Below are 24071 nucleotides of genomic sequence, written 5' to 3'. Positions count from 1 at the left end.
CGAAGCCCGATTATTTAATAAACGCGCATCACGTTTTTGTACACCGTCTCATCGTCTTGACCGTCCATGGCGCGGAATTCGAGCTCCCAGTCTCCGGCGAACGGAATGAACGGGCCGGACGCCTTGTACGTATATTTCACGTACCGCTCCTCGTCCTCGAAGTCGCTGCTGCTCTGATCCTTCTCCACCGTGGACTGCTGCAGCGGCACCGAGATCGGGGCGATGTCGGTCTTGTTCTTGTTCCTTAGATACAGCTCGACCTGCTTCGGCTGGCCGGTCTTCTCCAGCATCCACACATCGACCTGAATCTGGTTGTCTCCCGGCACCTTCGGGCTGATCTTGGCCGTCATATGGACCTTCTCGCCCATCTCATGCCAGTAGAGCGGCTCGTTGGGCGGCACCGGACTGATGTACGTCAGCAGGCCAACCAGGACGACGATGATCGCCATTGCGGCCAGATCGAGACGCATGTAATCCTTCAAGTCCTTGTCGTTCTTCTTCTTCATCGCCATCCGGATGCCCGCCGCGATCAGCACGACCATCACGACGAACACAACTTTGGCGATCATCAGCTTGCCCCACTGCGAGTAGAGCAAGTAGCGCAGCGAGGGCAAATAGATCAGCACCGAGATCGCGCCGCTAATAGCGAGCCCCAGAAGCGACCATAGCGCAACGCGAGAGAATCGCGGCAGCAACGCGTCCACGAACGCCCGGTGCGATTTCCACGCGGAGACGAGAAGCAGCAGACCGCCGGCCCAGATCGCAGCGGCAATCAGGTGCAGCCAATCCAGGAGCACCATCAGCCACTGAGGATCGTACCCCATCGCATGGCCGTTCCAGCTTTTCGCGAGCAGCAGCAGACCGATCCAGATGCAGTCGAGCACCTTGTGACGGGCGAGCACTACGAAGCCTAGCAACGCCAGCACCAGGCTCGCGATCCAGGAGCGTCCGACCCATGTGCCCGTGAAGAGCGATACCAATTGATCGGCGCCTTGGTCGCCAAGCAGATCTTTGTAGTGAAAGTAAATAAACGCCAGGAGCGAGATGAGATAGACACGCTGCAGCGACAGCAGCCAGCCCGCATAATAGGACAGCGCTCCGGTCTGCGGCAAGACGTCCTTGCGCAGCCACATGCCCCAGAACGCCACACCTGCCAGCGTCAGCAGGCTGAAGTAGTAGACGATGCGGAAGACATAGCGCAGAAGGTCCGTCAGGCTCATGTCCGCCGACAAGCCGCCATGACCCGCATGCAGCGACTCACCCGAGCCCGTGCTCGTGCCGCCGTCGGACGCTTGTCCGATCACGAGCACATAAGCGCCTTCTACAGGATGGCCGTCTGCCGAGATCACATGATACGAGACGGTATAGCGGCCTTCGTCCAGCTTCGGCAGCCGGAGCGTCATCACTTTCTGGTCTTGCGAGAGGGTCGCCTTCTCCTTCAACGGCTCTCGCCCGACCTCGTCGAACAGTTTAATGTAATACAGCTCCGTTTCGAGCCGTTCGTTAAATGTCAAGACGATCTGTTCCGGCGAGACGTCGAGCCGCGTGTTCGGCTCCGGCTCCGCCTTGATCAGGATCGAGTGGGCGGACGCCGGCTGGGCTTGTCCCAGCATGCCGGTACTCAGCGCGAAGAAGGCTATGAGCAGCACGGCTATGCGCCCCCAGCCCTTCCTAGTAAGTTTCCATGAGTTCATAAGTGTACTCCAATCTATTCAACCAATCTATTCATCCAATCTATTCTTCCAGAGGTTTGCGCCCCGTGTAGCCTTCATTCAAGCCGTGATAGTGCGAGACCGTGGGTTCGTCCTGCATCCAGCACAGCAGCACTTCCTCCCCGTTCCTAATGGCGGGAAAGTCCACAAGTCCCCGGTCGATGTCCTTCAGCTGGGCTCCCTTCATGTGGACGCTCTGGATGAGCGTGCGGGCTTCGAGCTGCATGAATTCGAGCTCGCATTCGATCTGGAAAAACGGATCTTCCCCATTCAGCGTCACCGCCCCCGCCTCTTTCCACTTGCGAAGGTCCCGGTACTTGGCTTCAAAATCGTGCTTGATCCGCTGCAATGCGCCAATTTCCTCGCGCAGCTGCGGGATTAGCGCATTCGCTTCCTCCGGTGTAAACCATTTGCTTTCCAACTGTCATCGCCTCCCCTCTAGATTGTATCAAATCAAGCGGACAAAGAAAAATAAGGGATGCGGAGGAAACACATAGAAGCCTGGCGAGCTCACCTCGCCAAGCTTCGGAATGGTATAATTGAGATATTCCAGCATACAGGAGGTGTCCACCACCATGAGCAACAGCAGCGCCAAATCGAAATCAAAACCGTCAATCAAGGAGCAATCGCCAAATTACCTCATCGAGGAACGATTCGAGCTCATTAATGGGATTCGCTATGATCTCTCTCCATCTCCCAAGTATGTGCACCAGAAAATTCTGATGAACCTCCACTTCCATATGCGGACAAGCTGTATGCAGGACGGTGAAATCCTGCTAGCTCCTATGGATGTGCACTTTGACGAAGCCAATATCGCTCAGCCCGATCTGATTTACATCTCGGGCGGGAACCGCTCGATCTTGCGTGACGGATGGGTGTATGGCGCCCCGGATCTGTGCGTCGAGGTGTTGTCCAGAAGCACCGGCCGTAAGGACAAGACGGTGAAGAAGGCGATGTTCGAGAAATTCGGCGTGAAGGAATATTGGGTCTTCGAGCCGACCTATCAGACCGTTGACCAATTCGTGCTAACCGATGGCCGGTACCAGCTCATCGCCACGCTTGACGTATCGGACACCCTTACTTCCCCGCTGATCGCCTGCATTTCGTTGAACCTGAATGAAATTTTCCCACCTGAAGCTGAGACTGAATAAGTCCGCTACACGCCAGAGCCGGCATCCAACCCCAAGAGCCGCTTCACCCGCAATTCCAGCTCGACGAGCGAGAACGGCTTCGGCAAATAATCGTCCGCGCCGGACTCCAGCGCCCGTGTCACATCGTCTTCCCGGCGGCGGCCGGACAGCATCAGCACGCGCATCGAACTTCCCTGCAATGCCGGCTCCTGCCGAACGCGCTTCAGCAGCGACAACCCGTCCATACGCGGCATCATCCCGTCGAGGACGCACAGATCGACCGGCTGCCGCTGCAGGAGGCGGTACGCGTCTTCCCCGTCGCATGCTTCCGCGATCTCGATCGGCAGCGTCTCCAGACGGGAGGCTACGATCGACCGAAGGATGTCGTCGTCGTCGACGATCAACACGCGCTTCCGCACGGGTGTCGGTTCTTCGGTGGCTTCCGGCTCCGCTTCCTTCTGTCCGGCCAGAAGCACCCGGTTGCGGCCCTTCGCCTTCGCCTCATACATCGCCTCGTCCGCCGTGCGGACCCATTGGGCGACCGACCAGCCCGTCGTCCATTCGGCGACTCCGGCCGAGAAGGTGATCGAATAGGACTGCCCCTCGTGCTGGGCGACCGGTTGGGTCCGAGCCTGCTGCAGGATGCCGGTCAACAGCTTCACCGCTTGCTTGCCTGTCGTATTCGGCAACAGCACGACGAACTCCTCGCCGCCGTAGCGGGCGAGCACATCGGTGCTGCGCAGCCGCTGCTGCACGAGATAGGCGAGCCCCTGCAGCACGATATCGCCGATCGCGTGGCCATACGTATCGTTGATGCTCTTGAACCGGTCGATATCGATGAACGCGATCGTGAGCGGGGCCGGATAGCGCGCGACGCGCTGCAGCTCCAGCTCGATATGGTGATCGAAGTAGCGGCGGTTGTAGACGCCGGTCAGCGCGTCTCGGAACGCCATCTGCTCGAAATTTTTGGTCCGGTTGAGCAGGCTGTAGACGCGGGCCGCCAGCTCCTCATAGCGGAACGGCTTGGTCAGATAGTCGCTCGCCCCCAGCATCAAACAATTCACTTTGTCATGAAGGTCGTCCCGTGCGGACAGCACGATGAGCGGAATCCACTTGAGGGTAGGATCCTCCTGCAGCACCTCGAACAGCTCGTAGCCGGATTTCGGGTACATCATCAGATCGAGCAGGATGAGGTCATAATGACTCTCCCGCAGCATGCGCTGCGCCAGATCGATGTCCTCCGCTTCGTCTACGAGGTAGCCTTCCAGCTCCAGCCGCTTGACCAGATAAGCCCGTAGGATCGAGTCGTCGTCGATGACCAGGATGCGGCAATGGTCGAGCGCCTGACTCCTCGATGCTCCGAATGCCTCCTGCGCTTTCAGCTGCAGCTCCCTCAGCACGAGGTCGCGCTCCAGCTTTAGCTGGTGCAGGGCGGTGCGGCTGTTCTTCAGGCTCGCCTCCGCCTGGATCGACCACTGCATCGCGCTTAGGCTCGGCGCCAGCTCGCTCTGCGTCCACTCCCATTCGTGCAGCAGCGACTCCGCCACCTTCCCGATCGCCGGCAACCCGAATACGGGCGCGCTGCCCTTCATCGTATGCAGGATGCGGTACCACTGCCCGGCATGCTCGGAGCGGACCTCGTATTCCAGTAGGACGTACAAGTCGTCGAGCTGCCGGAGCTGGCTCTCCATCGTGATCAGGAAGCGTTCCTTGCCTTCCGCCAACAGCTTCTCGCCCCGTTGCCGTTTCGACGGCACGCTCCGCTCCTCATTCATCGCTCTTCACTTCCACTTCGATAATATCTTGCTTCACTTTCACCGCTTTGACGCGGATGCCTTTCTTCTCCAGGGAGCTGACGAGCTTCTCCTCGTTCTGCATCGGGAAGACGACCGGCGCCGGCTCCTGGCTTTTCCCGATCAGTTGTTCGGCCAGCTCGAGCAGACGTTCGACGGAGAACGGCTTCCTCAGGAACTTCTCGGTCTCCGTCTCCCGGAAATGGCTCGGCTGCTCCAGCACCGTAGATACGATGATCGGGGTACGCTCCTGCTCCGGCCAGCGAAGCAGCTCGGCCACGAAATCCCAGCCCGTTTGGCGTCCTTCGAGCTGAATGTCGACGATGCACAGGAGAGGTTTCCCGAGCGACGCCTGCAGGGCGAGAATAGCCGCCTCCGCCGTCTTCAGCTGCAGGGAAGGAAGCTGCAGCTTCTCGAACGACAGCGCCATCAGCTTCGCCAGGTTGTCATCGTCCTCCACGATGACGATTTTGCCGCTCACATCCACAGGGACATACGCGTCGTATGTGATGCGGAACGTCGAGCCCCGGCCAAGAACCGAATCGAACGTCAGCCGGCCGCCGTGCGCTTCGACGATTTCCTTCACGATGGACAGCCCGAGTCCGGTGCCGCCGATCTGCCTGCGGTCGGAATTGTCGACGCGGTAAAACTTGTCGAACAGCTTACCCTTGGCGTCCTCCGGAATGCCGAGTCCGTAGTCCTGTATCTCGATCACGATCCGCTTCGGCTCCGCTATCACCCGAATGTCCACCTCGTTCGCCGCGGGCGAATACTTGATCGCGTTGCTGATCAGATTGTGGAACACTTGCGCCATCCGGTCCGGGTCGGCCAGGACGATGGCCTTCGCGTCCTCCGGCACGGTCAAGACCAGCCGATGCTCCTGCTTGCCCTGCCACTGATCGGCTACCTCTCGCGCTATCGCCGCAACGTCGAGCGGGATCATCTGGTAAGACTGCTTCCCGGACTCGATCCGCTGCAAATCCAGGAAGTCGTTGATCAGGCTGGACAACCGGATCGCTTCCTTGTAGATCGTCTCCATATATTTCTGCTGCTTCTCCTTCGCGATATCCCGATGCAGCATAATCTCCATGAAGCCGAGGATGCTGGCGAGCGGCGTGCGCAGCTCGTGCGACACGATGCTGATGAACTCGTTCTTCATTTCGTCGGCCTTCTCTTCCTCCGTCCGGTCGCGGAAGACGAGCAAATAGCTCTTGCCGCTCTCCGAGGGATCCAGAATGGCGTTCACGTACAGCTCGTAATGCGCCTCGCGCCCATCCGCTTGGACGATTGAGAATCGCTCCTGCAGCTGCACGAGCTCGCCAGCCAGCACATGCCCGGCCAGCTCGCGAAGCGATTTGCTCTTGGCGTCGAGACGGGGCTGCAGCACGTCGAAGATGCGGTCCACGGATAACGCCTGCGATTCTTCAATGCCGAAGGTCCGATTCATCCAGCCGTTCACGAACTTGATGCGGCCGTCACTGTCGCACATGACCATCCCCTCGTGCACGGATTCAACGATGCGCCGTACGAAATCGCGCTGCTCCTGCAGGCTCTCCTTTTCCTGCGACAGCTCGTCGTTCAGCTCCTCCAGCAGCTCGGCCTGCTTGCGCCGGTCCTCATTGACCGTCTGCGCCATGTAAGCGAGCGAGAACTGCCGCAGGAGGCCGTGGATCAACCGCTCCTTCACTTCCGTCAAGCGGCTCTCCCCATAAGCGGTCAAGAGCAAGAGCCCGACCAGCTCCGCGTTCTCGTCGAGCAGCGGATAGTAGACATCGAGCGCGCGGTCGTAGCCGAGGTGCAGTCCCTTCTCCGCCCCGTTCAGCATACGCGTCCGCACGACGGACTTCTTCTCCGTCAGCAGCTGGCGGCTAACCCCGAACAGCTCGGAGAACGAGGCCGGCAAATAACGGGGCGGATAGCCATGCGCATGGACGACGTCGTAGGCGCCGGTGTGCGCATTCGGGACGATCAGCACCGCCGCGTCCATCCCGAGCGCCTGGAGCATCGCACTCACCGTCCGTTCCAGGAAGAGGTGCATATCGTTATATCCGCTCAGCTTCTCCTGATACGAGCTGATGAGCTCCAGCTCGCGCTCCCGTTCGGTCAGCTTGATCAGCATCGCTTCCTGCTCCAGCTGCTGCGCGGTAATCTCCTCATTCTGGGCTTCCAGCAGATCGCGCTGCTCGGTCAGGGCCAACTGCGCCTGTTCCGCTTGCGAGTGCCGCGCCTGCAAATCGCTCGACATGCCATTGATGCCATGCGTCAATCGGCCGATCTCATCCATTCGCCCAGGGAGCTCGAGCTCGACGTATGCCCCGCCCGCGATTTGATCAACCGCCTGCTCCACGACAATGAGTGGCGCGATCACATGGCTGCGCAAGTACCGCACGAGCAGCCAGCCGGCAATCGCGGAACCGATGACGACGAACACCGGAATATAGAGCAGCAGGTTCGTCTCCCTGCGGTCCGTTTCAATCAGCTTCGCGACCTTGGCGTCCTGCAGCGCCGCAATCTCCCCGAACTTGCTATTGATCAAGTCCACGATATCGGTCATCGAGCGGGAGAAGAGCACGAACCGGTCCTGATCGTCGGATTGCTTCAGCTCGACGGATTGGCCGGTCAGCTTCACGTACTCTTCCCACAGGGCCCCGATCTGATCGAGCAGCTTCAGCTTCTCGTTCTCCGTCGTCCCTGCCCGGTACATCCGGTCCTTGAGCTGCACGAGCTCGTTCGAGAACGCGCTGCGGTTCGATTCGAACTCGTTCAGGAATTCATCCCGGCCGTACGCCAAATACCCCCGCACGCTGGATACGAGCGATTGGGACTGGCTGTGCAGCCGTTCGATCTTCATCTGATCTTGCACCTCGACCTCCATTTGGCCGCGAGTCGTGGAGATCAGCTGAGCCATATAGGAGCCGAACGCGGCCACGACCACGGCAAACAAGGCCATCACGGTGAAAATCAACACGGATACCCGGCTTGCCAACCCTTTTTTTCTAGCCCTCATCTTCCGTTACATCCTTTCCCGCATCCGTCACGCTTGCGCATATTTGGCCACGATGTCCATCAATTGCAGGGGGCTGAACGGTTTAACTATGTATTGGGTTATCCCGGCCGCGAGCGCCTGCTCCTTGTCTTTGTCGAGCGCTTTCGCGGTCAGGAGCAGCACCGGAATATCCCGGTTCGGACTGTCCGAATTCCGCAGCCAGGCGCATACTTCCACGCCGGTCTTCTCCGGCATCATATAATCGAGAATCGCCAGGTGATAAGTATTGTCCCGCAACGCCTTGATCGCTTGTTCGCCGTCTTCGGCTTCCGTGATCTCATAGCCCTCATCGGCCAGCGTCTCCGTAAGCAGGAAGCGAAGCGCCGCTTCGTCGTCCGCGAGCAGCAGTTTAATAGTCGCCATTGTCCATTCCTCCATTTACCAGCTATATTATAGCATCTCACGTTCGGGGTTGTATCGACAAGTTTCGCGTTCCTTATGTATGATGGAAGAAAACTAGAAGCATGCCGCTCCTAAGATGAATAGAGAAAGAGTTGAATCCTGAATGCACAAGGGTGCTATCCTCTTGTCCCGGATCGTCACGGCCGGGGTATTCGCCGTGCTGCTGGCGGCGATGCCGGTCCTGCTTCGCGCGGACGCTCGGGGGCTAAGACTAGAATGGAGCGCTGCCGTTGAGGCGATCGGACGTTATATCCGGGGACTAGGCACCGGGGAATCGTTCCTCTTCCGGACCGGGTCCACCGAGCATGCCTTCTGGGAGGAGATCGGCGGCTACGCCTGGACCTCCTTCAGCTACGCTGCGGCCGCCGCCATATTGGGCCTGGCCATCGGGATTACGGCCGGACTCGCCCTGGCGCGGACTCGCCGTGCCTGGCTCAAGCTCGCGGTCGAGCTGCTGTCGCTCGTGCCCGACTTCCTCGTGATCGTCTGGCTCCAGTTTATCGTGGTGCTGATCTACAAAAAAACCGGGGTGCTCCTCGCCAAAGTAGGCTCCACGTCCTCGGACGATCCGGCGTTCCTCCTGCCGCTCGTCAGCATGACGCTCATCCCGATCCTCTATATGATGCGGAGCGTCGCGGTACACGCTTATCAGGTGCTGGGCGAAGACTACGTGCTGCATGCGAAAGCGAAAGGGCTGCCGAAGCTGTACACGTACGTCCACCATGTCCTTCCGAACGCGCTGCCGTTCATCAAGGCGGAGGTGCACAAAATCGCCGCGATCATCGTCGGCAACCTGTTCATCATGGAATACTTGTTCAACCTGCGGGGGATTACGAAGCTGCTCCTCTCGAGCGGCTACGCGTCGAGCAGATGGCAGGCCGGCGTGCTGAGCGGCTATCAGCTGCCGCTCACGGCCAACTGCCTGGCCGCCTTCATGCTGCTTTATGCCTGCTTGTACGGACTCATGCGAGGATGCATCTGGCTGCTGGAGAGGAGGTTCGCTCGTGAATAAACCATTGTGGGCCGGCTCCGTCCTGACCGGCCTCGTCTGCCTCATCGCCTTGTTCGGTCCATGGTTCACTCCCTACGGGCCCAAGGATCAGGTCAAAATCAGCTACGAGCGGGACGCTTCGGGCCAAGCCGTCCTATACGCCCCGCCTGTGAAGCCCGGCTCCGAGCACTGGTTCGGCACGGACCGGTGGGGGTACGACATCTTCACCCAGCTCATGTACGGAGCCAAGTATACGTTAGCCGCCGTAGGAGCGGTAGCGCTGATCCGAACCGTCATAGGCGGCGCGATCGGGCTGCTGCTCGGCTTCACGCGGAATCAGGCGAAGTCGCGCTGGAGCTTGGGAGCGCTGAACGGGGTGCCGATGTTCATGATCGTTTTCTTCGTCCTGTTCGGGATCAGTCTGAACTCCGCCCTATCGCCCGTACAGCTCACCATGCTCATGTGCGGCCTGTTCATCGTGCTGGGTATTCCCGCGGTCATCTCAGTCGTGCAGAACAAGACGTGGGAGCTGCGCCGGAGGCCCTACGTGGAGGCGGCTCTATCGGTCGGCGCCGGGCGCGGGCGTATTCTGCGCAGGCACATCATCCCGCATCTGAAGGAGAGCCTGCTGATGCTGTTCGTGAACGAGATGATCCTCGCCCTGACGATGTTCGGGCAGCTAGGCATCTTCAGCCTGTTCGTCGGCGGCACCGAAGTGCAGAAGGACCCGACGATCTTCGTCCCCGTCACGAACGAGTGGGCCGGCCTCGTCGCCAATGCCCGCCATTATCTCGACTATAACGAATGGATGCTGCTGTTCCCGACCGGGGCGTACATGACGCTCCTGCTCGGCTTCTTCCTCGTCTCGAAAGGACTGGAGAGCAAGTATCGAGCGCAGTACAGCAAACCGCCTCATATGTGAGACAGCTGGGGAGTTGGTGGAAGAACACGCTTATGTCGTGCGTGAAAGGCGATCTGAGTGCCGTAAGAAGACGATATTGAATGTGGAAAAGGGAGGAGCTTCCGTAGCGCTTCGAAGGTTCCTACTTGCGCTTGTTCCGCTTATCCGGCTTCTCCCGCTTCCACTCGATCGACTTGTTCGGATCGCGGTCATTGATCACTTCGTTGCGCAGCATCTGCGCAAGGTCGTCGATCGTCTTGTCGAGCGTCTTCCCCTTGAACCGGGACAGAAGACGCCCTTTTTCTTTGCGCAGCACGGCCAGGATCAGCTTCTTCTGATCGGTAGACAGCATGCGGCTCCCTCCTTTATGTATGAAGCGCACGGGTCAGCTTCAGCTTGGTGAGGCCGAGTCGCTCTTCGGCCCCATGGGGATGCAAGGGCTCACTCCAGGCGAACCCGTCGCCCCGGAACCGGGGGATGAGATGCATATGGTAATGGGTCAAGTCATTGAACACGCCACCATTCTGGCATACGGTGATCCCATCCGGGCTGAACGCCTGCTTGAGGGCGACCGACAGCCGCTGCGAAGCCGCCATGATCGCGTGAGCGGTGTCGTCGTCCAGCTCCTCGACATCGAGCACATGCCGTTTGGGCAGGATGAGCGTGTGCCCTTCATTGAACGGGGCGATGTCCAGTACGCACGTAACCCATTCATTCTCATATACGATATGCAAGTCAGGCTGAGCCCCGCTCGCAATCCTGCATCCCAGACACTGCATGGCCCTGTTCGCTCCCTTCCATACTTACGCTAAAGGTAACATAGCTATAGCCAAAAAATCCATAGCGTCGCCGCTCGCGTTCTGGCAATATAAAGCTACCCTCACTATCGAGAAGCCCATTAATAAGGAGAGAAGCCCTCTGATCTACCATTTCAGCGAAAATCCGGATATCGAACGGTTCATCCCGCGTCCCGCCAAAGTGCTGCCGGGGATGCCCCCTGTCGTGTGGGCGATCGATGCGGAGCATGCCGTTAACTACTACTTGCCGCGCGACTGCCCTCGGGTGATTTATGCCCGGACAGACACGGCTGCGCCGGAGGACATCGCCAGGTTCTTCGACGGGTCGGCCGCCGACGTCATCATAACGGTGGAGTCGCGCTGGATGGACCGAATCCGGGAGACGCAGTTGTACCGGTATACGTTCTCGAACGAGCTCTTCGTCCTGAGCGACGCTAATGCCGGCTACTATGTCTCCTCGGAGGAGATCGTGCCGCTGCGGGTGGAGCCCATGGGCGACCTGATTTCGGCCATATTGGGAACCGGCGCGGAGCTGCGCTTCACGCCATCGCTCGTCCCGCTGCGTCAAGCCGTCATCGCCTCCACGCTGTCGTTCTCCGTCATCCGTTTCGCGTATGCCTGGCAGATGACGTAGGCCGGGCGGCCAAGGGGGTTACTGGACGGCCCAGGCGTGCAACAGTTCCGTTCTCGTAGAACGGAACAGCTCTGCCGCCCGCTCCACATGGCGCACAATATCGGAGGCGTCTGCCAAGCGGTGCAGCTCTTCCAGTTGCAGCACGATTTCAGCGGGCAGGTGGTCGGAGATGTGGACGAGGAAATAGTCCGTGATCAGCGGAGTGTACCGCATCCGCAGCAGCTCGATCAGCGGGTGGAGCACGTACTTATGGTAGTAAGCATGTGCCTCGAGGAATCGGCCCCGCTGCGCGTATTTGAGCGCTCGGATCCGCTGGTCGAAGACACCCTCGAGATCGGCTAACCGCCCAGCGTGAGCTGTGGCGACGGCAGCGAAGTCGGCGTTCTTCCACCGGATGACCGACGCTTTGTCGAAGATGACCTTCGGCACCTCATGCTCGTTCTCCACGGTGAAGGCGAATGAACGGCTATGGCTCTGCACCGTCACGTCGAGCAGCAGCGTCGGCGGCGTCGCTTCGAGATGGTACACCTGGTACCATAGCTTCGGCCCCGGCCGAGTCGGCCCGTGGCAAATATCGAGCCGCCCGTACGTGCGCAGCGCTTCCGCCAGATCGGCCAGCACGGACTCCTCGCAGCCGTCCTCCACATCGAGGACGACATCCACGTCCGAGTAGGCGTCCAATCGATTCGTGCCGTCGGAGCCTTCGAGCCAATAGGCGTACACCCGGCCGTCTTCCCGGAACCGGTCGGCAATCGCTTGGATGAGGGTATTTCGGTCGAGTTGATTCGTCATATTCATGGTGGGGATCCTCCTGAAAAAAAGAAAGCAGAACCGCATCGGCCCTGCTTTCCGCTATTTTGCCACATTTTGCACTAGATCACGGGTTTTGACGATAATTTTGCGAATGCTGTCTTCCGACAAGTGGTACCGCTGGATGAGGTCCAGCACGGACCAGCCGGTATTGTACAGATGGAAAATTTCCCGGTTGCGCTTCTCGATCAGCTTGCGAGTGCCGTTGTTCTCGCCCCAGCCTGCGCGTTTTTTCTCCATCTTGGGTACGTAGATCAGTTCGCCTTGAATATATTGTTGCAGCTCCTTAAGCAAGCTAGGGGGAAGAAAATCCTTTCCGTTTTTGTAACTCACTGATGAAAACCTCCTCGTATTTAGATGATGCCGTCAGGTTAGTAGTCGTAAATGCAAACACATGCGCTCTCATCTTAACACCTCCTATGTAGAATTTTTTGGATTGCGGTACTTGCAAAAATGGGAATAAAAAAACACGATACCCCACATCGTGCCTGCCGTTTCACGTATAGATGCTCGTAGCGACTGGTGTCAGGTTGGAATGGCGTATGCAGTTAAAAGTCTCGCACCTCAATCATTGTGTTGGCCCAAGCGTTAAACATTCCGCATCCTCCTTTCACCGATTTTTGAAACATTATTCCAGACATAACAATTATATTGGAACGAACCCGAATTGGGCAAGGGGAAATTTCCGCTATTTCCACCTGCGCGCTCCGATTCGTCGCCCTTTTTCCATTAACTCACGTTTCCAAATGCCGCTCAAGGGGAAAAAATGCTTATACTTGTTTTTTCCTTGTTTGTAATCTTCCTAATGACAATTAGAGCCCGCCCCGGGGAATTATCATCGGCCACCCCTAATATGACAGAAGGTGTCATCATTCCCACTTTATACTGATCCATGTATGAACTACGCGAAAGGTGTTGAACGCATGGATCAGAATTACATCGTCATCCAAGGCGCGCGCGAAAACAACTTGAAGGACGTAACGCTTCGCGTTCCGAAGCGGAAGCTGACGGTTTTCACCGGGGTATCCGGCTCCGGTAAATCGTCGCTCGTTTTTGACACGATCGGCGTCGAGGCGCGGCGGGAGTTGAACGAAACGTTCAGCGCATTCATCCGCAACCGGCTCCCGAAGTTCAGCCAGCCCGAAGCGGACGCGATTGAACATCTGTCCCCCGCCATCGTCGTCGACCAGAAGCGGCTCGGCGGCAACTCTCGGTCGACCGTCGGCACGATCACGGACGTCTACGCGCTGCTGCGGCTTTTGTTCTCGCGCGTCGGGCAGCCATACGTCGGCAATTCGAACGCGTTCTCGTTCAACGATCCGGCCGGGATGTGCCCCGAATGCCACGGCGTTGGCAAGATCGTCTCGGCCGACGTCGACAAGCTGTTGGACCGGTCGAAGTCGCTAAACGATGGCGGCATTGCTTTTCCGACGTTTCGCGTCGGCACTTGGTACTGGAAATATTACGTCATGTCGGGGTTTTTCAACAACGATAAGCGGTTGAAAGATTACACAGACGAGGAATGGAACTTATTGCTTTACGGCATCGGCGGGAAGGAAGCGAAAATCACGTTCGATACGCCAGCCGGCCCGATGGACGCAAGCTACGAGGGCGTCGTCACGAAATTCGAACGGCTTTACATCAAGCGTGATTCGGAGGAAATGGCAGAAGCGACCCTAAGCCGCGCCCAGCCGTACATGACGTTCGCCCCCTGTCCGCTCTGCCGCAGGACTCGGCTCAATCAAGCGGCACTGAGTTGCCGAATCGGCGGTTTGAACATCGCGGAGATGGTCGCCATGGAGATCGGCGAGCTCATAAACGTCGTGCGCAGCATCAAAGAATCGGTTGCGGAGACGGTAACATCCGCGCTGGCCGAGCGGCTTCAGCAACTGATCGACATCGGACTCGATTACCTTAGCCTCGACAGGGAAACGGCGTCGCTGTCCGGCGGAGAATCGCAGCGGATCAAGATGGTACGCCACCTCGGCAGCAGCCTGACCGACATGCTGTACATTTTCGACGAACCGAGCGCCGGGCTGCACCCAAGAGACGTCATCCGGTTGAACCGGCTGCTCCGCCGGCTGTGCGACAAGGGAAACACGGTGATCGTCGTCGAGCACGACCGCGATGTCATCGCGGCCGCCGAACATATCGTCGACGTCGGCCCTCGCGCCGGCGTGCATGGCGGGCAGATCGTCTATGAAGGGGACTATGAAGGACTGCTGCATGCCGACACCCTGACGGGTCGGTACATGCGGCACGAGCTGCCGCTGCGCGAGGACGTCCGTCAGCCGACCGGCTGCTACCCGATCGTCGATGCGAAGCTTCATAACTTAAAGCAGGTATCCGTCGACATCCCGGCAGGCGTGCTGACCGTCGTGACCGGCGTAGCCGGCTCCGGCAAAAGCTCGCTGATCAACGGCGAGTTCCTAGCGCGCTACCCGGAGGCAATCGCGACAGACCAGTCGGCCGTAGGGGCATCGGTCCGCTCGAACCTGGCCACGTATACGGGCATCATGGACGAGCTGCGCAAGTTGTTCGCGAAGGCGAACCTCGTGAGCGCCTCCCTGTTCAGTTTCAATTCGTCGGGGGCATGCGAGACGTGCCAGGGGCTCGGCGTCCTCTACACGGACCTTGCCTTCATGGAGGGCATCCGCACCGTCTGCGAAACGTGCGGCGGCCGCCGGTTCAAGGAGGAAGTGCTGCAGTACCGGTACCGGGGCCGATCGATATCGGAGGTGCTGGCGCTGACGTCCGAAGAGGCCCTGACCGTATTCGACAAGCAGCCGTCCATCCGCCGCCGTCTGCAGGCGGCAGCGGACGTCGGGCTCGGCTACGTGACGCTCGGACAGCCGCTCAGCACCCTGTCGGGCGGCGAGCGGCAGAGGCTGAAGCTCGCCTGTGAGCTGCACAAGGCGGGGAGCATTTACGTCATGGACGAGCCGACGACCGGCCTCCACATGTCCGACGTCGGGCTGCTGCTCGACATCATGAACCGCTTGGTCGACGCCGGCAATACGGTCGTCGTCATCGAGCATCACCCGGACATCATCCGGAGCGCGGACTGGATCATCGACATGGGCCCGGAAAGCGGCGCCCGGGGCGGCACGGTCATTTTCCAGGGGACACCGCAGCAGCTCGTTGAAGGGCAAGGTGACGCAGCGCGCTCGATCACAGGCAAATATTTACGCGGCGAGCTGCGGTGACGGCTAAAACGGTGGGCGGGCGCCGTGTCAGTCTGACGGGCGGTGCGAGCCCTTAGGGCAAGGCGCGGATGACCGCGCCGTCGGCCGTGAGCGCCGCCCGGATCTCGCGGGCGAAGCGGAGCGCTTCCTGGGTGTCGCCATGCAGACACACCGTCTGCGCTGCGCCGGCGCGGAGCAGCCGGCGCACCTGCACGACCGCTTCCAGCGGGTCGTGGAGCAAGGCGTCCGGATGCGAGCGCGGCACGAGCGTGCCATCCGGCTGATACCGCCGGTCGGCGAACGCCTCGGCGGCGGTGCGCAAGCCGCGCCGCTCCCCGGCGCGGATCGATTCGCTGCCGGCCAGGCCGACCAGCACGAGGCGAGGATCGAGGCGGTGCACCGCCTCCGCGATCGCCTCGGCCAAGGCGGCGTCGGCCGCCGCCATGTTGTACAGCGCGCCATGGGGCTTCACATGGCGCACCTCTGCGCCTTCGACACGGGCGAAGGCTTGCAAGGCCCCGACCTGGTACACGACCAGGTCGTACGCCTCCTGCGGCGAGATCGCCATCGCTCGCCGCCCGAACCCCACCCGGTCGGGCAAGCCCGGGTGGGCGCCGATCGCGACGCCGTGCCGCAGGCACAGCCGCACGGTGTCGCGCATAGTGGCGGGATCGCCGGCGTGGAAGCCGCAGGCGATATTCGCCGACGTCACGAGGCGCAGCAGCTCCTCGTCGGCGCCGAGCCGGTAGACGCCGAACCCTTCGCCCACGTCGGCGTTCAGGTCGACTGTGCGGGGGATGGCGTCGTTGTTTTGGGGATCTACCGGAGGATGGGACATCGGGACGTCCACCTTTCATTCTGTAGCGTGGTCAAGGCACGGCTTTACTTTTCCATAGCCTGCCACACCCGCTTCCCGCCTGTCAAGCCGCCAGCCTTGTCTAGGCTGCCATCTCTTCGTATAACCATGAAAGCGAGAACGGCTCTGTCGCCACCGAATGACGTGTTAGTTCGATTTTGCCAAATTAGAGTCGGTGCCTAAGGGAAGTCCACGCTTTGCAGTTCGATTTTTCCTAATTAAACGGCGGTATTCCCGGGTCCGTGTTCGAAACGTGCGCTCCAATTCGGCGAAATCGATCTAGAGCTCGTCCATATGATATCGAGCCCTTCTGTAAGTTCGTGAATTCAAACTAGAACACGTTCATATCGGTTCGACGAGCCATCCACTATAAAGCATCAGTCTCCGAACCCGACTAACCCGGGTGCAGCGCCTAGTCCGTCGACCGCAGCCGGAGCCGGATGCCCGCCTTCAGCCGCTCCAGCTCGAGCCGCTGGGCGAGGTACAGCCACTCGGCCTCCTCCGGCTCGATCTCGACGAAGTGCAGCCGGCCGCCGGGCGGCACCTGGGCGACGACGGGCAAGTCCGCGGCCGCCACCTGGGCGATGCGCGGGTACCCGCCGGTCGTCTGCCGGTCGGCCAGCAGCAGCACCGGCGCGCCGTCCGGCGGCACCTGCACCGTGCCGGCGGTCACCGGCTCCGTGACGAGCTCGCCCCCCGGCGCGGCCAGCGTCAGCGGCGCGCCCGCGAGCCGAGCGCCCATGCGGTCGCTGCGCGGCGTCACTGCGTACGGCTCCGCCGTCAGCGCCGCGCGGCTCGCCGCGTCGAAGCGCGCGTGCTCCGCCCCGCGCGTGACGCGCACCGCCGCAGGCGCCCCGGCCGCCGCGTACGGCGGCAGCGCCCGCGCGCTCGCGCCCCAGCGCGCCGCGGCGAGCGGCGCCGCCGGGCCCGCGGCGCGGGCCAGCGCTCGCGCGAGGCGCTCCGCGTCCGCGGACGGCCGCCCGACGGGGACCTCGTCCCCGTCGCGGAGCGCCCGCCCGCGGACGCCGCCGAGCGCGGCGCGCGCGAGCGTGCTGCGGCTGCCGAGCGCCGCCGGCACCTCCACGCCGCCGGCGGCGGCGACATACGCGCGGCAGCCGGCCGACGCGGCGCCGAAAGCGAGGGCGCTGCCGCGCCGCACGAACACCGGGCGCCACAGCGGCACGGCGAAGCCGTCCACGGTGGGCGACAGGTCGGCGCCGCAGACGGCGATCAGCGCGTCGGCCCGGAACGCCAGCACCGGGCCGAGGAGCGTGATCTCAAGCGCGGCGGCATCCGGCGCGTTGCCGACGAGCGCATTCGCCGTCTCCAGCGCGAAGGCGTCCACCGCACCGCCGACCGGCACGCCATAGCGCTGATAGCCGGCCCGGCCGAGGTCCTGCACCGTCGTCAGCAATCCCGCTTGCTGCACGTATAGGCTGCTCATGACGACGGCCTCCCTTCCGCCAGCGCCTCGAACTCCGCCGCTCCTATCGCGGTGAACCGCACTCGATCGCCCGCCTGCAGCAGGCTGACCGAGTCGGCCTCCGGCCGGAACAGGCGGAGCGGCGTCCGCCCGATCAGCTGCCAGCCGCCCGGCGACTCCAGCGGGTAGACGCCGGTCTGCGCTCCGGCGATGCCTACGCTCCCGGCGGGAACTGCGAGTCGGGGCGTACCCCGTCGAGGCGTAGCGAGCCGCTCGTCCAAGCCGCCCAAATATGGAAAGCCGGGCAGGAAGCCGATCATGTACACGGCATACTCCCCGGCTGTATGACGCCGGACGACTTCTTCCGGCGTCAAGCGGGTATGTTGTGCCACTGCATCCAGATCCGGACCGTACGCGCCGCCGTAGCAGACCGGAATGTCGACGATACGAGTCTCGACGCTCACGTCAGCCCCGTCGGCACTAGCCCACAGGTCCCGAACATGCTCGCACACGAGCTCGAATGGCAGCCGATCGCCCCGCCCCCCGGCTGCCCGGTACACGACCCAGGCATCGTAATAGACGGCCAACGACGCGTAGGCCGGGACCGTCTCGATCATCCCGGCGAACGGCTTCTCCCGCAGCCGGGCGTCCAGCTCCAACACCATGAGCTGAAGAGCGCGGTCGATCCGGCGGCCGAACCGGACGAGCAGCCCTTGCTCGCCTAGCCGTTCGAATTGAATGTCCTGCTGGATGTCCTGCTCGCCTAGCCGTTCGAATTGAATGTCCTGCTGGATGTCCTGCTCGCCTAGCCGTTCCAATTGGTCCTGCTCGCCTTTTCTTTCAAACGCCATCGCCCTCACCCCCTAGCCCCTCGATTCTAATAAACCACTTTCCAGTTCCGGTCCAGCGTAGCATGAATCGTCCCGCGCTGCAGAATGTAATCGGCGATCAGCTCCGACACATCGGTCGGAATGTCCTTCACAACCGGCTTCCCCTGGTACATGGTGTAGTTCCCGCCGCCGCCAGCACGATAGTTGTTCATGACGACGTCATACTGGGCATCCATCCGAACCGGTTCCCCATTATGAGATAGCTCCACCACCCGCTCCCCGACCGGCAGCCGGATGTCGAGCGTGTACGTGATTCCCTCCCACATGTCGTAATTGTAGGGCTGCGGTTTGGGCTGCATGAAGCTGGGGTTGACGGCGACCGTCCCATCCGTGCTCGTCTGAAAGTACGAAGCCGACAGCTCCAAGGCGTCCCGCATGTCCTGCCCCGTAATCCGGATGACCTTGAGCGTGTTCGGGTAAATGTAGTTGGACACGATATCCCGCATCGTCACGTTGGGCGGAATGCCCGGGGAATCGTCCGCGAACAGCGCCGTATTCGAAATCGAAGTGCCGGCCGCCTCCATCTGCACCCGGTTGATGAATTCGATCAGCGGGCTGTCGCCGAGCCGAATCCGCATCGGATCCAATACGACCATATCGCCTTCCACGCATCCCATCGGCTGATCGAGCCATTCCTGGGTTTTCCGCTCATATTCCGCTGCCATACGCAGCACCGTTTCATCCGCCTCTACGCCCTGGACGCTCAGCAGCTCGGACTGCTTGGACACGATGCCCCACGGTCCGCCATCCGCCCGTTCCAGCGTCACCATGATTCGGGCCGCCTGCTCGCCCCGATGTCCGGGTTGGGCCACGAGAACGCCATTGATCGTTTTACCTTCAATCGTCCGGTGCTGGTGTCCGGTCAAAAGCACATCGATCCCCGGCACGTCCATGCACAGCGCGTACCCTTGATTTTCCCCCGTCAGCGGTTCGGTCGGCTCGCCCGTATCCAGATCGCGTTCGAACCCGCCGTGGTAGGCGACGATCATCACATCCGGCTTCTCCTCGGCCCTCAGCTTCGGCACCCACACCTTCGCCGTCTCGACCGCGTCCAGGAACGCCAGTCCTTCGATGTGAGCGGGATTTTCCCAGTTGGGAATGTACGGCGTACAGAGCCCCAACATCGCCACCCGGACACCGCCTTCGAGCTCCTTCACCAGATAAGGCTTCCCGAACGCCGGCTCGCCTGAAGCCGAATCGACGATGTTGGCCGCCATCCAAGGGAAATGAGACTCCCGAACCGCTTTATCCAGATGAGCCCGGCCATAGTTGAATTCGTGGTTGCCGAGCACCGCCCCGTCCGCCTTCAGCTCGTTCATGACGAGAATCATCGGGTTCGGCGGCTCGGGATCGAGTCTCGCATGGTGGTACGCGAGCGGGGTCCCTTGAATCATATCTCCGTTGTCGATCCACAGAAATGTCGGATTCGCGGCGCGCTGCCGCTTGATCAGAGTAGCCAGCTTGGCCAGCCCCACGTCGTGGGGACGGTTGTTGGCATAATGAATCGGCATCAGATTGCCGTGTACGTCGCTCGTTTCCAGGACGGTAAGAGTGATTCGGTTAGGTTGGGAATCTTGTGCCATCGGATCGATCATCCTTTTGAAATATTTTTTCTGAATTCACCGCAAAACGCGGTATTCTAACAATAGTTTAACATTAAGGGCAATTACATTTTTTGTCGAATCGTGATATGCTTGGGTTGTTGTCCACATTACCGCCTGGAGGGGTTCAAATGAAATTTGGCAAAATTGCCGCCATCAGCCTATCGGTCTTACTGGCTACCAGTATGCTCGCCGCGTGCGGGAAGAAAACCGGAGGCAGCTACGTACCCAAAGAATTGAAGGTGCAGTTCGTTCCATCCCAGAACGCGGAGACGCTTGAAGCGAAGGCCAAGCCGCTCGAAGGCTTGCTGTCCAAGCAGCTCGGCATTCCGGTGAAAGTGTCCGTCTCCACCAGCTATAACACGATTATCGAAGCCATGGCGTCCAAGCAAGTCGATGTTGGCTTCTTGCCTCCCAATACTTACGTACTCGCCCATGACGAGAAAAAAGCGGCCGACGTGCTGCTCCAAGCTCAACGCTTCGGCGTGAACGACGCCACCGGCCAACCGACAACCGACCTCGTGGACTTCTACAAGTCGATGATCGTCGTCAAGGCCGACTCCCCGATCAAGACCGTGAAGGACTTGAAGGGCAAGAAGATCGCTTGGCAAGACGTAACATCGTCCGCAGGCTATGTATGGCCGGCCGCTACGCTGCTGAATGAAGGCCTGAACCCCGAGAAGGACGTGACTGGCGTGACCGTGAAAGGCCATGACAAAGCGATTCTCGCGCTGCTGAACGGCGAAGTGGACGCCGCTGCCGTGTTCCAGGACATCCGGGTTCAGATGAAGGACGTACCGGACGCCGTCGCCAAAACTCGCGTGCTCGCGTTCACCGAGAAAATCCCGAACGACACGATCAGCGTGCGTAACGACATGGATGCCGACTTCCGCAAGAAGCTGTCCGACGCGTTCATCGCCATCGGCAAAGATCCGGAAGGCAAAAAGATCATCGCCGACGTATACTCTCACCAAGGCTATGTGGCGTCGGAGGACAAAAACTTCAACATCGTGCGCGATTACGCCAAGAAAGTCGGACAAAAGTAAGCCGATCCCGAATGCTCGAACTAAGAAACCTTCAGTTCTACTTTAGTGGAACTGAAGGTTTTTTTTGTATGCGTACTATTTCCGAGGCTTTATCGATCCTTTGGCACCCCAAAAGAACAAACTGGCTACAGCCGCAGCAACGGTGATCAGCGGAGCCGCCATTATGAAGAAACTTTCCATGCGTTCCTCTCCTCCTTTACATTCGCTCGTTCCAGGTCACCGGCTAGTGGGAGTCCAGCTTGCCCTTTACATACTTCGCATCGAACAGGAAGAGCCGCATCAGCAAATATAGCGATGGAATGAGCAGCAGCAGGCCGAGTACGAACGCAATGATGAGCGCAACGGCCATCGCATCGCTGGTGAAATTGCCATAGATCGTTAAGTACGGGTACAAAATATACGGCAGATGGCCCGCCCCGTAGCCGAAGAACGCGAAGCCGAACTGAAGCATGACGAAGACGAATGCCCAGCCGAGCTGTTTCCGTGTCCAGACCAGCGATACCGCAACGAGGAAGCAAAGGAATGAAGCCACGAACATGCCGGACAACGACAACAGGTTCTCGAAATGCTCAGGGTTGTGGCCGCGGATCGAGAAGAAGACGAGCAGGCTGCTCAGTATGGTCGGGACGCTCCATGCAAGCGCGTATTTACGCACGACTTCGAAGGCCGGCCGGTCGTCGGCTTTGTAGGCATAATAGCTCAGGAACATCGCCGAGATGTATAGCACACTGACGAGCGCCAGCAGGACGACCGACCAAGAATAGGTGCTCTTGAGCAAGTTCCAGAATAGGAACCGGACAACGCCCTCCCCGGTGACCTCGATGTAGCCGCCCTCGGAGATCGTCATCACGGTCGACAGAGCGGCTGGAATAAGCAAACCGCTGGCGCCATACAGCAGCATATACACTTTGCTCGCCCGTGTCCCATAGGTGTTGAAGGCATAGTAGGAGCCACGGATGGCCAACAGCACGATCGCGACGCTCCCGGGGACGAGCAGAGCGGTGCCGTAATAGAAGGCAGTGTCGGGGAAGAAGCCGACGAAGCCGACGAAGAAAAAGACGAGGAATACATTCGTCACTTCCCACACCGGCGACAGGTAGCGCTCGATGACGTTCTGGATCAGATGCCGCTTTCCGGTGATCGAACTGAAATAGCTGAAGAATCCGGCCCCGAAGTCGATCGACGCGACGATCAGATAGCCGAACAAGAACAGCCATAGTACTGTGATGCCAATCACTTCATAGCTGATGTTCATCGGATTGCGCCTCCTTCCTCTTCCTCCATGCCGCGCGCCACCATCTCGTCCTCCGCCCGGTTCGAGCGGAACATGCGGGTCAATACTCTCACCGAGGTAATCCCCAGAACGAGATAGAGCAGGGAGAACACGATCAACATCGTGTCGACATGTTCGGAAGTCGTCGCCCCCTCCGACGTGCGCATCAGACCTCGTAGAATCCATGGCTGCCGGCCGACCTCGGAGAAGATCCAACCGTGTTCGATCGTGAGCATCGCCACAGGCGCCGCGACAATAATGAGCCGGAGCAGCCATTTCGCATACGGATTCCCTCTCCGCAGCCTCATAGCAATTAGAAACAGCAGCACCACGAGGGTCATATAGCCGACATACCCCATCTTGATATCGAACAAGTAATGAATATACAGCGGCGGATGCTCATCCTTCGGAATGTCGTTCAGGCCGATGACGGTCGCGGATGGATAGCCGTGGGCCAAGACGCTGAGTGCGTTCGGCAGGTGCAGCCCGTACCGGACTTCATTGTTCTCGTCCAGCACGCCTCCGAACACGAGAGGGGCATGAGATTGCGTCTCGAAATGCCATTCCATGGCGGCGAGCTTCTCCGGCTGGTACTTGGCCAAGTACTTCCCTGACAAGTCTCCGATGACCGCCGTAGAGACGAGGAACACGAAAGCGCTCACCATTGTCAGCTTCAGCGCCTTTTTGTAGTACACATGATCGCGTCCCTTAAGCAGCGACCAGGCCGAGACGGCCGCCAGCACCAGAGCGCATGTCAAATAAGCGGAGGAGAGCACATGGGCAACCTTGGTCGGCATGGCGGGACTGAGCATCGCGGCGATCGGATTGACGTCGGTGATCTTCCCGTCGGTATACGTAAACCCCACCGGATAGTTCATGAACGCATTCACAATGGTAATGAAGAAGGCCGAGGCCGACGAGCCGATCACAACCGGAACGAGCAGCCAGAAATGGGCCGTCCGGCTCTTGAAGCGGTCCCAGGTATACAAGTAAATGCCGAGAAAAATCGCCTCGAAGAAGAAGGCGAACGTCTCCAAGAAGAGCGGCAGCGCGATCGCTTGCCCCGCAACCCGCATGAAGCTGGGCCAGAGCAGACTGAGCTGGAGCCCGATCGCCGTCCCCGTGACCACGCCCACGGCCACGGTAATAACGAAGCCGCGCGCCCATCGGCGGGCGAGCAGCAAATAATGCGCGTCGCCCCGCTTGATGCCGATCCACTCGGCAAGCGCGATCATGAGCGGGACTCCGACCCCGATCGTGGCGAATATAATATGAAACCCAAGAGTTAAGGAAGTCAACATGCGGCTAAACATAACGGGATCGTAACTGGTCAACATAGCTTCCTCCTCCAATAGGACGACCGTATCGTCGCTTCAATCCGACTTAGTCCAAGAAATGGCGAATGATGGCAAGGAGCATGATGGCGGCAACCCCGATGCACAGCAGAATGAGCCGCCGCTCCTGTTTGGCGATCCGCTGTCCCGGATCATTGGAATTCGAAGATTTCACAGGTTCCCCCACCTTCCTAGTACTCAATAGTGAATTCAATCTGGGGTGATACCCCAAGTATAAACCATTCCG

The 24071-nt window shown here is 59.9% G+C and carries 23 protein-coding genes; 6 read left to right on the top strand and 17 right to left on the bottom strand.

Annotated elements, in window-relative coordinates:
• Positions 1–14 precede the first annotated feature (14 nt).
• Both ACI5FR_RS22475 and ACI5FR_RS22470 read right to left on the bottom strand, forming a co-directional pair.
• Positions 15–1694 carry a copper resistance CopC/CopD family protein gene (locus ACI5FR_RS22475; protein ID WP_405458483.1) on the bottom strand — a complete coding sequence of 560 codons (1680 nt, stop codon included), beginning with the start codon at positions 1692–1694 and terminating at the stop codon, positions 15–17.
• 40 nt (positions 1695–1734) lie between these two features.
• Positions 1735–2133, bottom strand: a complete 399-nt coding sequence (locus ACI5FR_RS22470) for a DUF2203 domain-containing protein (protein ID WP_405458482.1) — start codon at positions 2131–2133, stop codon at positions 1735–1737.
• 154 nt (positions 2134–2287) lie between these two features.
• Between ACI5FR_RS22470 and ACI5FR_RS22465 the strand changes: the two genes are divergently transcribed.
• Entirely contained in the window at positions 2288–2863 is a 576-nt protein-coding gene (locus ACI5FR_RS22465) for a Uma2 family endonuclease (RefSeq protein ID WP_405458480.1), read from the top strand.
• A gap of 5 nt (positions 2864–2868) precedes the next feature.
• Here ACI5FR_RS22465 and ACI5FR_RS22460 read toward each other — a convergent pair whose 3' ends face one another.
• From ACI5FR_RS22460 to ACI5FR_RS22450, 3 genes are read right to left on the bottom strand one after another with little or no spacing between them, the layout of a single operon-like run.
• Positions 2869–4617 (bottom strand): response regulator, encoded by a 1749-nt coding sequence (locus ACI5FR_RS22460; protein WP_405458479.1) that lies wholly within the window; start codon positions 4615–4617, stop codon positions 2869–2871.
• Entirely contained in the window at positions 4610–7642 is a 3033-nt protein-coding gene (locus ACI5FR_RS22455; protein ID WP_405458477.1) for an ATP-binding protein, read from the bottom strand. Before ACI5FR_RS22455 ends, ACI5FR_RS22460 begins: the two co-directional genes overlap by 8 nt.
• A 27-nt stretch (positions 7643–7669) precedes the next feature.
• A complete protein-coding gene (locus ACI5FR_RS22450) occupies positions 7670–8044 on the bottom strand; it encodes a response regulator (protein ID WP_405458475.1) in 375 nt (124 codons plus the stop codon).
• A 142-nt stretch (positions 8045–8186) separates the two neighbouring features.
• Between ACI5FR_RS22450 and ACI5FR_RS22445 the strand changes: the two genes are divergently transcribed.
• Both ACI5FR_RS22445 and ACI5FR_RS22440 read left to right on the top strand, forming a co-directional pair.
• A complete protein-coding gene (locus ACI5FR_RS22445; protein ID WP_405458473.1) occupies positions 8187–9095 on the top strand; it encodes an ABC transporter permease subunit in 909 nt (302 codons plus the stop codon).
• On the top strand, positions 9088–9996 hold the full coding sequence (locus ACI5FR_RS22440) for an ABC transporter permease (RefSeq protein WP_405458472.1): 909 nt from the start codon (positions 9088–9090) through the stop codon (positions 9994–9996). Before ACI5FR_RS22445 ends, ACI5FR_RS22440 begins: the two co-directional genes overlap by 8 nt.
• Before the next feature lie 121 nt (positions 9997–10117).
• Here the strand turns inward: ACI5FR_RS22440 and ACI5FR_RS22435 are convergent, their stop codons facing one another.
• Together ACI5FR_RS22435 and ACI5FR_RS22430 are read right to left on the bottom strand one after the other, a co-directional pair.
• Positions 10118–10327, bottom strand: a complete 210-nt coding sequence (locus ACI5FR_RS22435; protein ID WP_405458470.1) for a hypothetical protein — start codon at positions 10325–10327, stop codon at positions 10118–10120.
• 13 nt (positions 10328–10340) lie between these two features.
• Positions 10341–10754 (bottom strand): HIT family protein, encoded by a 414-nt coding sequence (locus ACI5FR_RS22430; protein ID WP_405458469.1) that lies wholly within the window; start codon positions 10752–10754, stop codon positions 10341–10343.
• A gap of 106 nt (positions 10755–10860) precedes the next feature.
• On the opposite strand from ACI5FR_RS22430, the gene ACI5FR_RS22425 reads away from it, so the two are divergent.
• Positions 10861–11406, top strand: coding sequence for a DUF6886 family protein (locus ACI5FR_RS22425; protein ID WP_405458594.1), 546 nt, complete (start codon positions 10861–10863; stop codon positions 11404–11406).
• A gap of 18 nt (positions 11407–11424) precedes the next feature.
• Here the strand turns inward: ACI5FR_RS22425 and ACI5FR_RS22420 are convergent, their stop codons facing one another.
• Both ACI5FR_RS22420 and ACI5FR_RS22415 read right to left on the bottom strand, forming a co-directional pair.
• Positions 11425–12204, bottom strand: a complete 780-nt coding sequence (locus ACI5FR_RS22420) for a hypothetical protein (RefSeq protein ID WP_405458467.1) — start codon at positions 12202–12204, stop codon at positions 11425–11427.
• Between the two features lie 54 nt (positions 12205–12258).
• On the bottom strand, positions 12259–12549 hold the full coding sequence (locus tag ACI5FR_RS22415) for a CD3324 family protein (protein ID WP_405458466.1): 291 nt from the start codon (positions 12547–12549) through the stop codon (positions 12259–12261).
• 590 nt (positions 12550–13139) lie between these two features.
• Between ACI5FR_RS22415 and ACI5FR_RS22410 the strand changes: the two genes are divergently transcribed.
• Positions 13140–15422 (top strand): ATP-binding cassette domain-containing protein, encoded by a 2283-nt coding sequence (locus tag ACI5FR_RS22410; protein WP_405458464.1) that lies wholly within the window; start codon positions 13140–13142, stop codon positions 15420–15422.
• 52 nt (positions 15423–15474) lie between these two features.
• Here ACI5FR_RS22410 and ACI5FR_RS22405 read toward each other — a convergent pair whose 3' ends face one another.
• From ACI5FR_RS22405 to ACI5FR_RS22390, 4 genes are all read right to left on the bottom strand, one after another.
• Positions 15475–16239, bottom strand: coding sequence for a LamB/YcsF family protein (locus tag ACI5FR_RS22405; protein WP_405458462.1), 765 nt, complete (start codon positions 16237–16239; stop codon positions 15475–15477).
• Positions 16240–16669: 430 nt separating this feature from the next.
• Positions 16670–17701 carry a 5-oxoprolinase subunit C family protein gene (locus ACI5FR_RS22400; RefSeq protein WP_405458460.1) on the bottom strand — a complete coding sequence of 344 codons (1032 nt, stop codon included), beginning with the start codon at positions 17699–17701 and terminating at the stop codon, positions 16670–16672.
• On the bottom strand, positions 17698–18531 hold the full coding sequence (pxpB, locus tag ACI5FR_RS22395; protein WP_405458457.1) for a 5-oxoprolinase subunit PxpB: 834 nt from the start codon (positions 18529–18531) through the stop codon (positions 17698–17700). The genes ACI5FR_RS22400 and pxpB overlap by 4 nt, the downstream gene beginning before the upstream one ends.
• 26 nt (positions 18532–18557) lie before the next feature.
• Entirely contained in the window at positions 18558–20153 is a 1596-nt protein-coding gene (locus ACI5FR_RS22390; protein WP_405458455.1) for a bifunctional metallophosphatase/5'-nucleotidase, read from the bottom strand.
• Between the two features lie 149 nt (positions 20154–20302).
• Between ACI5FR_RS22390 and ACI5FR_RS22385 the strand changes: the two genes are divergently transcribed.
• Positions 20303–21217 carry a phosphate/phosphite/phosphonate ABC transporter substrate-binding protein gene (locus ACI5FR_RS22385; protein ID WP_405458453.1) on the top strand — a complete coding sequence of 305 codons (915 nt, stop codon included), beginning with the start codon at positions 20303–20305 and terminating at the stop codon, positions 21215–21217.
• A 75-nt stretch (positions 21218–21292) separates the two neighbouring features.
• Here ACI5FR_RS22385 and cydS read toward each other — a convergent pair whose 3' ends face one another.
• The 4 genes from cydS to ACI5FR_RS22365 are packed head-to-tail and all read right to left on the bottom strand — an operon-like array spanning position 21293 to position 23999.
• Positions 21293–21397 carry a cytochrome bd oxidase small subunit CydS family protein gene (gene cydS / locus ACI5FR_RS22380; protein WP_405458452.1) on the bottom strand — a complete coding sequence of 35 codons (105 nt, stop codon included), beginning with the start codon at positions 21395–21397 and terminating at the stop codon, positions 21293–21295.
• Positions 21398–21440: 43 nt separating this feature from the next.
• Positions 21441–22466, bottom strand: coding sequence for a cytochrome d ubiquinol oxidase subunit II (locus ACI5FR_RS22375; protein WP_405458591.1), 1026 nt, complete (start codon positions 22464–22466; stop codon positions 21441–21443).
• A 2-nt stretch (positions 22467–22468) separates the two neighbouring features.
• Positions 22469–23824, bottom strand: coding sequence for a cytochrome ubiquinol oxidase subunit I (locus tag ACI5FR_RS22370; RefSeq protein WP_405458589.1), 1356 nt, complete (start codon positions 23822–23824; stop codon positions 22469–22471).
• 49 nt (positions 23825–23873) lie between these two features.
• Positions 23874–23999, bottom strand: a complete 126-nt coding sequence (locus tag ACI5FR_RS22365) for a hypothetical protein (RefSeq protein WP_405458450.1) — start codon at positions 23997–23999, stop codon at positions 23874–23876.
• Between the last annotated feature and the right edge of the window lie 72 nt (positions 24000–24071).

This window comes from Paenibacillus sp. HJGM_3, assembly GCF_045062745.1.
GTDB lineage: Bacteria > Bacillota > Bacilli > Paenibacillales > NBRC-103111 > Paenibacillus_AA.
This window is presented reverse-complemented; position numbering and strand designations above follow the sequence as displayed.